At 60.3% G+C, this 13,521-nt stretch carries 7 protein-coding genes; 4 read left to right on the forward strand and 3 right to left on the reverse strand.

Going from position 1 to position 13,521, the window contains the following annotated elements; translation table 11 throughout:
- Positions 1 to 183: 183 nt before the first annotated feature.
- From CHB65_RS09940 to thsA, 3 genes are all read right to left on the reverse strand, one after another.
- A complete protein-coding gene (locus tag CHB65_RS09940; protein ID WP_089384912.1) occupies positions 184 to 1,494 on the reverse strand; it encodes an amidohydrolase in 1,311 nt (436 codons plus the stop codon).
- Positions 1,495 to 1,588: 94 nt separating this feature from the next.
- The gene (locus CHB65_RS09945) at positions 1,589 to 2,245 is read right to left on the reverse strand and encodes a lactate utilization protein (RefSeq protein ID WP_089384913.1); all 657 of its coding nucleotides are present in this window, start codon (positions 2,243 to 2,245) and stop codon (positions 1,589 to 1,591) included.
- Positions 2,246 to 2,547: 302 nt separating this feature from the next.
- Complete coding sequence (thsA, locus tag CHB65_RS09950) at positions 2,548 to 4,194, reverse strand: thermosome subunit alpha (protein ID WP_089384914.1); 1,647 nt, start codon at positions 4,192 to 4,194, stop codon at positions 2,548 to 2,550.
- Positions 4,195 to 4,700: 506 nt separating this feature from the next.
- Between thsA and CHB65_RS09955 the strand changes: the two genes are divergently transcribed.
- The 4 genes from CHB65_RS09955 to CHB65_RS09970 are packed head-to-tail and all read left to right on the forward strand — an operon-like array spanning position 4,701 to position 13,459.
- Positions 4,701 to 7,730, forward strand: a complete 3,030-nt coding sequence (locus CHB65_RS09955) for a tubulin-like doman-containing protein (protein WP_449404568.1) — start codon at positions 4,701 to 4,703, stop codon at positions 7,728 to 7,730.
- On the forward strand, positions 7,731 to 9,170 hold the full coding sequence (locus CHB65_RS09960) for a P-loop NTPase family protein (RefSeq protein WP_089384916.1): 1,440 nt from the start codon (positions 7,731 to 7,733) through the stop codon (positions 9,168 to 9,170). It abuts the gene before it with no gap.
- A 6-nt stretch (positions 9,171 to 9,176) separates the two neighbouring features.
- Positions 9,177 to 11,105, forward strand: a complete 1,929-nt coding sequence (locus tag CHB65_RS09965) for an MSCRAMM family protein (RefSeq protein ID WP_089384917.1) — start codon at positions 9,177 to 9,179, stop codon at positions 11,103 to 11,105.
- 5 nt (positions 11,106 to 11,110) lie between these two features.
- Positions 11,111 to 13,459: a carboxypeptidase regulatory-like domain-containing protein gene (locus tag CHB65_RS09970; protein ID WP_089384918.1), complete on the forward strand. Its 2,349-nt coding sequence runs from the start codon at positions 11,111 to 11,113 to the stop codon at positions 13,457 to 13,459.
- Positions 13,460 to 13,521 lie beyond the last annotated feature (62 nt).

Genomic DNA, 13,521 nt, shown 5'->3' on the forward strand with positions numbered 1-13,521 from the left:
TCGGTCGCTTCGCTCCCAGCGTTATCGTCCGAAAATCGGAGATTTTCGGGATCACGAGAATCTTCTATTCTCGAACGACTCCTTGAGGAAGGGGACTTAGCGCCTAACCACAGTTAAACCGAGTTCGGCCCGAATTGTGCCCGACTTTGGGGCCGTTTGTGCCGATCGCCGCGACGGTCGGAATCAGGTGTCGCCCTCGGCGCGCGCGATGAGGTCGGCGGCGGCCGCGGAGGCGCGTTCCATCACACGATCGGGGTCCAGCGTGGTAAGTTCGCGATCGCGCATGAGCACCCGACCGTTACAGATCGTGTCCCGGACGTCGCTCCCGCGGACCGCGTAGACGAGATGGGAGATCACGTCGTGGGCGGGGGTGAGGTGTGGCGCATCGAGGTCGACGACGGCGAGGTCCGCCGCCTCCCCTTCGGCGATCCGACCACCGGGGAGCCCAAGCGCGTCCGCGCCGGCGGCGGTCGCCATCCGGAGGACCGACTCGGCGGGAACCGCGGCGGCGTCGCCAGCGGCGATCTTGCCGACCATCGCCGCATCGCGCATCTCATCGAAGAGGTCGAGGTCGTTGTTCGAAGCGGCCCCGTCGGTCCCGAGCGCGACCGTGACGCCCACATCGAGTAAGTCCTGGACGGGCGCCATGCCGCTCGCGAGCTTCATGTTCGAGGCCGGACAGTGGACGATCGACGTGCCGGACTCCGCGAGCAGGTCGATCTCCGTGGCATCGAGGTGGACACCGTGTGCGAAGAAGTTCCCCTCAGCGAGCGCGCCGATCCCCTCGGCGTACTCCATGGGACGGATCCCGCGCTCCTCGACGATCGGATCGACCTCATCGACCGTCTCGTTGGCGTGGAGGTGGATCGGCACGTCGATATCGGCGGCCCCCTCAACCGCCTCGCGGAGATACCGCTCGCCGACGGTCGTCAGTGAGTGGGGCATCACCGCCGTCCGGATCCGACCGTCCGCGGCACCGTCGAGTTCGGCCGCGACTGTGACGCTCTCCTCGATATCGGCGCGGGCTGCGGCTTCGTCTTTGCCGATCGTGACGGCCCCATGGCCGAGCAGGGCGCGCATGCCGGCGCGGTCGACGACGCTCGCGACACGGTCCTCCGAGAAGTACATGTCCGCGAACGTGGTGGTCCCCGAGCGGATCATCTCGACGGCCCCGAGTTCGGCACCGATCTCGATATCGTCGGGGGTCAACGCCGCCTCGACCGGCCAGATCTCCTCACGAAGCCACGTCTCAAGCGGCGTGTCATCGGCATACCCACGAAGCAGCGTCATCGAGACGTGAGTGTGTGCGTTGACCAGTCCGGGGATCACGACACACCCGGTCGTATCGATCGTCTCCGTGGCCTCGTTTACGCCGTCGATATCGCCCCCGACGGCGGCGATCGTGCCCCCCTCGCGGTCGACGAGGACGTCGGCCGTCTCAACCGTCCCGTCGGGAAGGAGCGCCTTCCCACCGGTAAGCGCGAGCGTGTCCATACCCGAGCCAACCGGCGTGGGCACCTAACGGCTTCCGTTTCGGACGCGAAAGAAGGGTGGGGAAACGGTCCGTTCGGGGTCGAACGCTCGACGATCAGTAGCCGAGCTGTTCGCGGATCAAAACGACCGTCGTCCGGTCCTCCTCGGTCTCCATCCGGTAAATGAGCTGTTTGGCGATCGCCGACTCGACGCCATAGGCGTCCTGTGCGCGCTCGTTTTCGAGCGGATACGCGACGGATTCGAGCCGATCGAGTGCGTCCTCAAGCGTCCCAACGATCTTGTTCACGCCGCTGACGATCACGACGTTGCCGGCGGCGAACGGATACGCACCGATCCGGCTGCCCGAGAGGTCGGCGGCGACGAGCTCGCCGGTGCTCGCGATGGCGTTGATCCCGCCGAGGAAGTAGTCCGCCGTCTGTGAGCGGCGTCGTGCAGCCTGCCGCTCGGCGTCATCGTCGATCGACCAGATCTCATCGGGGAGGCTCTCCCAATCGTGATCGCCCTCGCTGAGGAGTTCGTCGAAGCCGATCTCCTCGAGGGTCGTGGAGTGACCGTTCATTACGGATGCGCCCGCGGGGATGAGCGATTCGACGGTTTCCAACGCCTCCGAAGCCGAATCGACGACGACCACCGAAAATCCGTTTTCCTCCAGATTCGAGACGGCCTCATCGATCGTCTCATCGTCCGGCAGCCGGTCGAGTGTGGTTTCGATAGCGACGTCGTCGATGTAATCTCCCTTTTGTTGTGACATGATGGTGGATCGAGGGTCCCCCGTGGGGGTACGGGCCAAACGAAGTGGCGGAATGACGGGGGAGCCCCGGTGAAAGGATGGACGGCAGACGATCACTTAACCGCTCGCGAACCGACGCGTCAGGGGGTGACAGCGGTGTTACCGCCGGATCCGGATGAAAAGGATCAGACGGTCGCCGGGTAGCCTCCGGACGATCGGATCGACGAGCCGCCGGCTCGAAGCGGTGGTGAATATAAAAGAGCGAACGTGGTGAGGTGGCGATACCGCGGCAGGTGGTGGATGGATCTCGTGTGTCCCGACGCTTACATCGCGCCGCCCATGCCACCCATACCGCCCATGCCGCCCATGCCACCGGCGCCGCCGGCGGGCATGTCCTCGCCGTCGTCATCGTCGCCGCTGCTGCGGAGGTCGCCGGCCGCGATGACGTCGTCGATGCGGAGGATCATGACGGCCGCCTCGGTGGCCGACTCGATCGCCTGCGTCTTGACGCGGAGCGGCTCGACGACGCCCTCGGCCTCCATGTCGATCACGTCGCCGGTGTAGGCGTCGAGGCCCGCACCGAGCTCACCGCCGTCGTGGCGGGCACGGAGGTCGACGAGCGAGTCGATGGGGTCGAGCCCGGCGTTCTCGGCGAGGGTGCGCGGGATGACCTCGAGGGCGTCGGCGAACGCCTCGACCGCGAGCTGCTCGCGCCCACCGACGGAGTCGGCGAAGTCGCGGAGCTGCAGCGCGAGCTCTGCCTCCGGGGCACCGCCGCCGGGGAGGACCTGTCCGTCCAGCAGCGTCGTGCGGACGACGCCGAGGGAGTCCTCGACGGCGCGTTCGACCTCGTCGACGACGTGCTCGGTGCCGCCGCGCAGGATGAGCGTGACCGACTTGGCCTCCTCGACGTCCTCGACGAAGATGCGCTCGTCGCCGCCGATGTCCTTCTGGGCGACGGAGCCGGCGAATCCGAGGTCGTCGCTGTCGAGATCATCGAGGTTCGAGACGACGCGGCCGCCCGTCGCGCGGGCGAGCCGCTTGAGGTCGCCGGACTTCGCACGCCGGACGGCGAGGATGCCCTCCTGTGCGAGGTAGTGCTGGGCCATGTCGTCGATGCCGTCGCCGACGAAGACGACGTCCGCGCCGACGTCGACGAGGTGGTCGACCATCTCGCGGAGCTGCTGTTCCTCTTGATCGAGGAACTGCTGGAGCTGTTCGGGGTCGGTGACGTTGACCTCGGCATCGATCTCCGTCTCTTTCACCTCGATGTCGCCGTCGAAGAGCGCGACGTTTGCGTCCTCGACCATGTAGGGCATGTTCTCGTCGACGCGCTCTTTGTCGACGATGACGCCCTCGACGAGCTCTGACTCGTCGATTGAGCCGCCGACGACCTTCTCGACGGAGACGTTCTCGGTGTCGATGTCATCCTCGTCGGCGACGGCGAGCACGGCGTCGACGACGAGTTCGGCGAGGCGGTCCTTCGCGGACTCCGCGCCCTTGCCCGTCATCGCCGTGGAGGCGATCTGCGTCAGGGTCGCGCGGTCGTCCGTGGAGACCTCGATGGCCTGCTCGTCGAGGATCTCCTTGGCCTTCTCGGCGGCCTGGCGGTACCCCTGTGCGAGCGTCGTCGCGTGGATGTCCTGATCGAGCAGCTCCTCGGCCTGATCGAGGAGTTCGCCCGCCACGACGACCGCGCTCGTCGTCCCATCGCCGACCTCCTCCTCCTGGGTCTCGGAGACCTCGACGATCATGTTCGCCGCGGGGTGGTCGATGTCCATCTCCTTGAGGATGGTGACGCCGTCGTTGGTGACGACGACGGAGCCGCCGGAGTCGACGAGCATCTTGTCCATCCCTTTCGGTCCGAGCGTGGTGCGGACGGACTCGGCGACGGCCTTGCCAGCCGTGATGTTCATCGTCTGTGCGTCCTTTCCGGACGTTCGCTGCGATTCCTCGGAAAGTACGATCATGGGCTGGTTGCCCATACGCTGTCGCTGAGCCATAATCACTCACCGATTGATTGTGATTCTATATAAATGTTCTGTATATGGTTCAACGATCGGCCTACCGGGACCCGATCATACTGGTCCATGTAGACAAATACCAACCATTTAAATATCCAAACTGAACAACCGGAGTCGCGGGATCTCGATCCGGTATGAGAGTTTCTCCAAGTGAGAATTAGGCGGCTAAGCAAACAAAATCCCCCGGCTATCACTCAAAGGCCACAGCGCTCCTGCCGCCGCGTATCCATCGGCTACCTATTAGTGTTGCTGTCACATATATTATCAGCTGAAAATGCTTTTGGCGAATGTTTATACTCCAGTATTATAATAGATTGCTTGTCAAGATGAATCTTCCAGGTAGAATATTCGCGGTCGGGGGCGCAGGAAAGGCGATAACGTATGAACTTCTCGCGGCCGAGTGGGTTCAAGAGGCCGTCCTTCGTCCACGTCCAAATCCTGAATCTCTCGAAGTGAGAATTATCGACACTGCAGAAGAGGAGGAGAACCGAGACCTCGAGCGGATACAGGAACTCAGACAGCAGATACAGCAAACAAAAGACCGTCTTCGACAAGAATACGACGGGCGGCCGGGGGAAATAAATATTAAATATTTGCCACTAACGAAGAACGTCCAGTTGCACGATCAGAACGACCTCATCGGTGAGTCAGTCGTTCCACGGATCGCTTCCGGAATCGGAATGGATGAGGAGAATTGGTGGCTTCAGCCGGAATTTATCAATGAAAATCTCGATTTCGCTACCGGCGTCGTCCGGAAACGAGGACTCGGAAAGGGGTTGTATTACAAGGCGTACGCGGAGGACGATGATGTCCGAACGGAGATCGACCTTCCTGATAGCGGAAAAGTCGCCGTAATAGCTGGCCTCGGGGGCGGTTCGGGATCTGGAATCTTTATTGACCTCGTTAGCCATTTAAAACGCACACAGCGAACAGCGGAAATAACGCTTTTTGCCGTATTGCCGAACGACGACGAGGGTGACGCTGAGAACGCGAACGCACACGCAGCGCTTTCAGAATTGGAGTATCTCAGCCTACAAAACGAGAACTTGTTCAAAGACCGGGTGTTAATTCCGATTGATCCAACCGGATTCGGTGGGAAAAAAGCTAATATTCTACAGAGTTCGGATGCGCTCATTGAGTTCGATCGGGCGGCGATCTATCTGATCGCGACGTACTACAACATGATGGATATGGAGGACCCCTTCGCGGATACGCCCTCCTATGCGCCATTCGTTATCGGGATCCCGCAAGTCCTCCGGTACAACGTTGATGCGATCCAAGACGCCAAAGCCGTCACTAAGGAGATCCTCAACGCGAAACAGGACGCACTGGAAGCTGAAGAAGATGTGTACTCAGGCGTAGATCGGTTTCTTTCGAGGGAGTGGGGTCCCGATGACATGAGTGGGGAACTACATGATTCCGACCGAACCGATCTCGAAACACGGCTCAGGAATGTCAAATCACTTCTCGAGCTCGATCTATTCACCGAGTTGGAGTATGAATCCGTCTCGATCTACCGGGAGATCATCTCGGAGGCTGAAGCCGAAAGCGAGGAGATAACCGAACAGATAGAGGTGATCGGTGGATCAATCCGAGCGGGGACGGCGGAAGTGAGTACGGACGGTGAACAGTTCGTCGATAGCATCGATAAACAGTTGGGGGACGTGATCAGCGAGGAACTCAGCCGGCTCGCGCATCGCAAGGACCTACTTATTCGCCTTCGAGCGATCGAGGACAACCGGGTCGAAAGCACGATCAGCTACCTTCTCGCGCTGGAAGACGAGGGGATTAACGCGGGGGTCCGTCTTAATCAGTTGGAAGCGAAATTGGATGAGGCTGCGGACCGCCGCGACCGGCTCCAGTCGGATTACGACGAGATTGTCGACGAACTCGAACGACGGCGGCGCGAACAACAGGATGAGGTCAATCGACGTGTACAGACGTGGGAACGAACGGTCCGCCCGCTGTATGAGCGATACGACGAGTGCCGATCGATCCCGATCGACGGAATGGTCGGGGATCTCGAGGTCGCCATAGAGAACTTCTCACGGGAGGTTGAAAACGCCGAGACGGTGGATCAACTCGAGGCCACGGACGAGATGCAGGTCCGTGATGCGCTGACGGCGCTTTCGGAGGAGCTCGATGCCGTCGGGATCAGCATCAACGAGACCGAGCGGGCGATAAACGCCTCGCTCGTGGATCTCACGGACGCAAAGAAGGCATTCCTCCAGATGAACGAGGACGAAAGCACCCTAGAGTCGCTGTTGCCATGGGAGACGTCGAGCGAGGAGGATCGAAAGCAGGCGCAACGAACCTACAAAATGAAACAGAGCCAGCTCGACGACAACGAGGTGTTCAGCCTCTCCCGGCTGGGCGATACGTTGTCCATCGAGCCGCAGTTCTCGACAGGCAGTCTGCGACGAACCGTCGATGACGAGGCCGATCGAAAACGGCGGGAGATCGTCGAGCAGACCCGCGAGGAACTCGAGGAGGACCACGGAACGGCCGTGGACGATCTCGGCCGTGACCTCGATGCCGGCGTGGACTTTACCGAGTTGAAAAGACGGTTCGAGGACCTCGTCATGGAGGAAGCCGTCGAGACCGACGACGTTGAAAGACGTCGTGAGGAGCTGGAATCGGAGCTTGCAGACGCCGAGCGAAAGACCGCTCTATATGAGACGACTGTCGGGATGTTCGAAGAGCTCAACCGACCGCGAGACCTCTTCACCTCCGCACAGGATCGATATCGACAGCTCAGGGAAAGCCATAACGAAAACAGAGAGACAACCGTCTCAACGGAGACCGAAGAATACAGTTACGTCAAGACGATCAAACCACATGACATCCTTCAACTCCGTGACGACGCGGACATCGCCGAAAGCAAGCTCTTCGACGATCAGACTGAACGACAACGGCTTCGGGGATCCCTCGAGGAGTTAGCGAAGAACGCACACAATCCGAAATATACAGGGATCCGAAAACGACGGATCAGCAACGATCGTGCCCGATACAACGAGATGAACGTGGTCGTCGGCGTGATGAGCCGGGCGATAGACCAGATCGGTGATGTGGCCGATCTGAAGCCCGTGTTCCAGGGCGCATATAACCTCGGGGCGGGGAGCGAGAACTTCGCCTCGTTCCCGGTCGAGGCCGGAAACAGTTGGGACATCGGACTCGGAATCTTCATCGACGGCATCTTCCTCGACAATCTCCGTGCAGAGGTGGAGCCGGACGGCTACCAAACGGGATACCGCTCCCGCGAGCAGTCGGACGACATGGATATCCTCGTTCATCACACCTACGGCCTCGAAAATGGTGAGTACGTCCGGCGAAACGAGGTATTAAACCTTGAGAACCCGAACGACATCGAGTTCTTTTTGCGGGATGAAGCGGAGATACGTGAGGACTTGCTCAACGACTACTGTGAGGTAGTCACGTTTAATTCGGCAAGCGTAGAGGCCGACGGAGGGGGCGATCAGTAGATGTCGATAGGGACGTTCCTCGAGGAGAACGGCGAGAAGGTGCTTCTCGTCGTGTATTTTGTGGTGATGATCGTCGTCGCCGGACCCCTGTTTTTGGTGCTCGGTGAAGCATGGGAAGCATCCGATGTGTTTCGACCGTTAATTTTGTCTTTGAACCCGCTCATCGGGGTGAACCTGGAGCAGTTCTCCTCAGCAATGTTCGGCGGATATCTCGGACTACTGGTACTGTTAACGCTTGATCCGAAAAAGCGTATACAGGGATTGCTGTTGTGGTTGGGGACTGTTTCCGCACTGATCGGCCTCCTTTCTATCGGGCTGTTCATCCCGAACATCGACTTTACTGCCAACGTTCTCTGGATCCTGTCTGGCTTCGTGGTTGGGGCGATCGTCGGAGGGGGGCGGCAGTTATTGGAGGTCCGAACGGCAAGCGCGCTCGAATTCCGGCGGTCGGCGACGCTATTGTTTTATCTGATAAGCGTAGTCGTCGCTGTCGGATTGATCGAGTACCATGTGAACCTTCCGCAGGTTATCGAGGTCGCCAGCAACGAGGTCCACGTACAGGCCGAAAATCCGAGCGTGGATGTCGACTGGAACGGCATCGGGAGAAACACACTCATGGCAGGGGTGTTCGTCGTGACGCTTCGTCGGTTCGTGACGTACGACGCCTCCGAGAGTTTCTTTATCCTTGGTCCACCGGGATCCGGCAAGTCGCTGTTCCTCGTGGGAAAGTACCTCGAAGCGCTCGATGACGCCGTCGGTCGGGACACCGACACGCCGTTGAACCCCAGCGGCGATCTTATGGAGTTGGTGAGTGCGCTCGATGCGGCCTCGAAGGACACCGGCTGGAAGTTGGATTCAACGGGTGCAACCGACATCGAGGACCTCCGGTTTCGGTTTATAAGCGGTCGGGTGTTCCCGAAGAACATCGAACTCTCAAGTCTCGATTATGCCGGTGAATACCTCGAGGAACTGCCGACCGCACTGATGAGCGCCGACGAGGAGATCGACAACTCGACGGTTCGGCTCCTCGCACAACGGGTGCGAGACGCGAACACGCTGGTTCTGGTTATCGATGTCGAACGGTTCCACAACAACGAGCCGTTGGATATCGAACCCTACTTCGACATCCTCAACGCGGCCTCGAACAAGGACGTGCTGCTCGTGGCGACGAAGTGTGACATCCTCGCCGAGGGGTTCCGCGACAAGCAGGCGCTCGAAGCGTACCAGTACTTTGATGAGTTCAAGGAGTTCGTCAACGATACCCTCATTCAAAACAGCCAAGCCGTTCGAACCCTCGTCCAGGACACCTCAGGCTCGGAGATTCATCCGGTATACTATCAAACCACGACGAACGAGAACGGTGAGCGGGTACCGATGCGGAACCAGAATGGGAACGTCCAGACCGTCGGGTTCGACGAACTCCTGCAGAAGATGGGGTGAACACGGATGTCAGCATTACGGATATACGATACGAAAGGAAACGAGTATGCGCCGAGCGGTGGGACTGAACGAACGAACGAGCGAATAAAGGAGCTGTTTTACGCCGGCGTGCGTTTTTCGGTGGAGTCCGTCGGGGAGACGCGGATAATTGCGTTCTTTCGCGCACGCGAGACGCGAGACGCGAGAAGCGAGCAGTTCTACGCGGAGTACACCGCGGGAAGCGTCTCGAACTTACTCAGCGAGTTCGAGTCAGCCCTACGCCAGCGCGTGGAGTCCAGATGGGGATACACCATCGATGAACGTTCAAAAGAGATGGAGGTGTTCCGTGCGGTCATCCGTAACGAAAAGACGGTCCCTGGAAGCAAGCAGGAACGCCGGATACTGCGTGAAATCATCAAATCAGGGCCGATCGCAAACATCGGGGTTCGTGATGCAAACGCCGCGGTAGGGCTCATGCAGGAGGTGCTTGACACCGGTTCGCGGTTCGCGATCACCGACTCCGAGAATACGGACGCCCTCTCGGATTACGACGTCGCGTTTGTGACGGGGAGCCGGAAAGAGATAGAACCGCTCGGGGAGACGGCGGATCGGTGGGAACAGACCGAAGAATCGTTACGTGAGCGGTTTATCAAGGAGGAGATCGACGAGATCGAAAGGGCGGTACAGTCGTTATCGCGCGATTACGGGCTCTCAAGCGGAGAGATACGAAATCGGGTAACGAGGCGTGTGCCGGCGCTGAAACAACCGACTGTGAGCGGATCCTCCTCGTCGCTCGGAAGTTCCTCAAGCCTCAAAAAAAAGGACGGTCTCCTCCCGTCCGGGAAGGTCGGAATGTACGTCGCCATCGTTGCGCTCGCTTTAGCCGTAATCATCGGCGGGGTGTACGCCGCAGGGATGCTCGGAATGGGTCCGCTCGCCGATGGCGGTGGTGATACCATCGAGGGAACCGTATTTGACGATGAGGGCGAAGCGATATCCGATGCCGAAATACAGCTGTTGCATCAGAACAACAGCATACGCAACTCGACGGAGACTGATAACGACGGTGAGTTCGCCTTCGTCGATCTCGAATCCGGCGGCGAATACAGATTGAGCGTTACCGCCGACGATCACAATTTCGCGGAGAAGAGCGTTACGGCCGGTGAGACCGTCGAGCTCACGCCGATCGGGGACGATGAGAGCGTGACGGGTACCGTCGTCGACGCTGTCGAGGGCGAGGCGATCAGCGAGGCAACCGTCGACCTGTCCGACGAGGAGGGGGAGCATCTCGACAACGCGACGACCGATGAGGAAGGTGCGTTCTCCTTCCCCATCGAGGACCAAGATGCCACCTACACCCTAGAAGCGAGCGCCGACGGCTACGACCCCGGAGGCGTCGAGGAGGTCACCACCGATGAATCAGAGACGATCGAACTCGAGGAGAGCACGACCGCGTTGGAGGGAACTGTTCGGGACAGTGACGACGGTGAGCCGATCGATGGAGCGACCATTACCGCCGAGGACGACGCGGGCGATACCCAAACCACGGAAACGGATGCTAATGGCAACTACGAACTCGAACTCGAACGCGGGCAGTACGAGGTAACCACCGACGCCGACGGCTTCATGACCGATGAGGAGTCCGTGGTGGCCGATGAGGATGTCGTCGAACAGGACTTCGAACTCGACGCACAGGCGTCATGGAGGGGGACAGTAGTTGAGGAAGGAGATGAAAGTCAGACACTGAACGGTGCGGAGATCACCTTACTAGTCAACGGTGAGACTGTCGCAGAGGAAACATCCGATGGCGACGGTGAATTCGAGTTCACAAACCTTGATCCTGTAGAGCACACGGTTGAAGTTAGAGAAAGAGCCGGTCACGAAGACAAAGACACCACGATCGAATTCGAACCCGGCCAGGAGCGTGAGGACAACATCGAGCTAACGCCGGATTAAATCGGATGGACATTTCAGGCGAAACGCTCGACGGCACCGGGGCGACCGTCACAGTCCGTGAGGAGGTCGGGACCGGAGTCCACTGGCGAACTCATCGCGGGGTCACCGCCGCTGGCGACCCCGTCGCCGTCAGAACGCTCCTGGGGACCGTCCCGGAGTCGGCGTATGACCGTTTTGATTCGCTCTGTCGACAGTGGCGGACGATCGCGGGACGCCAATCGGTCAGATCGATCGTCGGTTGGGGCGTCGAACCAGAGCCGTGGGTCGCCGTCGAATATGCCGGCGACGAGATCGAACGCCTCGCGAACGGCGAGACCGTCACCTCAGCCCAAGCTTGCGACGCTGCAACCAAACTCAGCTTAGGGGACGGTATCTGTGAGGCGATACGTACGTACGGACGCTACGGATCGACGAGGACGCACCTCGCGGTGCACCCCGAATCGGTGACGTTTCGACGGGACGGTGACGAACCCATCCCGGTGGTCGGCGACTGGGGTGTGAGTCGGCTCGTCGAGGAGCCACCGGTGACCCCGTACACGGCCCCGGAACAGATCGACGGAAGCGACGCCGCGGTCACCGAACGGACGGACGTCTACCGGATCGGCGCGCTCATGTACACCCTCATAGCCGACGAGGAGCCCTTCGCCGACGTACGCGATGCCGCGCTTCCCGAGGCGATCGGCGACGGGATCCGCTCCACCTCGGACGGACTCGACACGCTCCCCGAACGCGTTCGGGATCCGATCGCCCGGGCGATGGCCCCGGACCCGGGTGACCGTCACGCGTCGGTATACGAGCTACAGGCGGCGCTTTCGGCGAGCGCGCCACGAACACCGGCCGATGAGCGACGGGTGCAGACGTTGGGAACGATCGATGAACCGCCGCAGGAGGGCCCGGACGGAATCGATGACCGTGATACCGCTGCCCAAGCGGCCATGACGACGACATCGGACGGCTCGGAAGCGGCGGACGAGACGACGGCAGCAAACCACGACGACGGCGAGACGGTCGAAGGGAGCGAGGATACGGAAGCGTCGGAGGAGGTATGGGAGGATACCGACGGAGCGTCACCGGAGGAGACGAGGGAGGACACTGCGGGCTCAGACGGCGAATCGATGGCCTCGGATAGTGACACCACCGACGCTGGTGGGGGGAGGTCAGCGTCGGACGACGAACCGACCGGGTCGTCATCGGAAGGGATGACGAACACGCGGCGATGGGCACCGGCGGTGACCTTCCTGCTGATGATGACCGTTCTCGTGTCGGTCGTCGCGTACGGCGCGGTCGCGCTCGGGATGCTCCCGCCGGTCGGCGATATCATGGGCACGGGTGAGACCGCCGACAGCATCGATGGGGTCGTCCTCGATGCGGAGGGTGAGGATGCGGAAGCGATATCCGATGCCGAAATACAGCTGTTGGATCAGAACAACAGCATACGCAACTCGACGGAGACTAATAACGACGGTGAGTTCGCCTTCGTCGATCTCGAATCCGGCGGCGAATACAGATTGAGCGTTACCGCCGACGATCACAATTTCGCGGAGAAGAGCGTTACGGCCGGTGAGACCGGCCTCGAACTCACGCCGATCGCCGATGATGAGGGCGTAACCGGTACCGTCGTCGACGCTGCCGATGGCGAGGTTATCAGCGAGGCGACCGTCGATCTGTTCGACGAGGAGGGGGAGCATCTCGATAGCACGACGACCGATGAGGAGGGTGCGTTCTCCTTCCTCGTCGAGAACCGGGAAGCCATGTATATATTGGAGGCGGACGCCGACGGCTACGACCCCGGAACCGTCGAGGAGGTCATCACCGATGAATCAGTGACGATTGAACTCGAGGAGAGCACCACGGTCGTTGAAGGGACTGTTCGGGACAATAGCGACGGTGAGCCGATCGGTGGGGCGACCATCACCGCTGAGGACGACGCGGGCAACATCCAAACCACGGAGACGGATGTCGACGGGAACTACCAACTCGAACTCGTACATGGTCAGTACGAGTTCACCGTCGATGCCGACGGCTTCGCCACACGGACCGAATCCGTACCCGTCGAGGGCGACACCGTAGTCCAAGACTTCGAACTCGACGCACAGGCGTCGTGGTCGGGGTCGGTATTTGAGGCAGGAAATGAGGATCAGATACTGAACGGTGCAGAGATCACTTTGTCAGTTGACGACGACGTTGTAGATGAGGAAATATCAGATACCAACGGTGAGTTCACATTCACGAATCTCGACCCGGTCGAGCACACGGCTGAAGTCAGAAGAGCCGGTTCCGTAGACAAAGTCAAGATGATCGAATTCGAACCCGGCGAGGAGCGTCATGAGGATATTAGATTAACACCGGAATAGCATTCAAAAGGGCGTACATTCGTCTGGCGCAGTCGACGTGAAACAAGATAGGCCCACGCCGA

It is taken from the genome of Halorubrum vacuolatum (genome assembly GCF_900188065.1).
GTDB lineage: Archaea > Halobacteriota > Halobacteria > Halobacteriales > Haloferacaceae > Halorubrum > Halorubrum vacuolatum.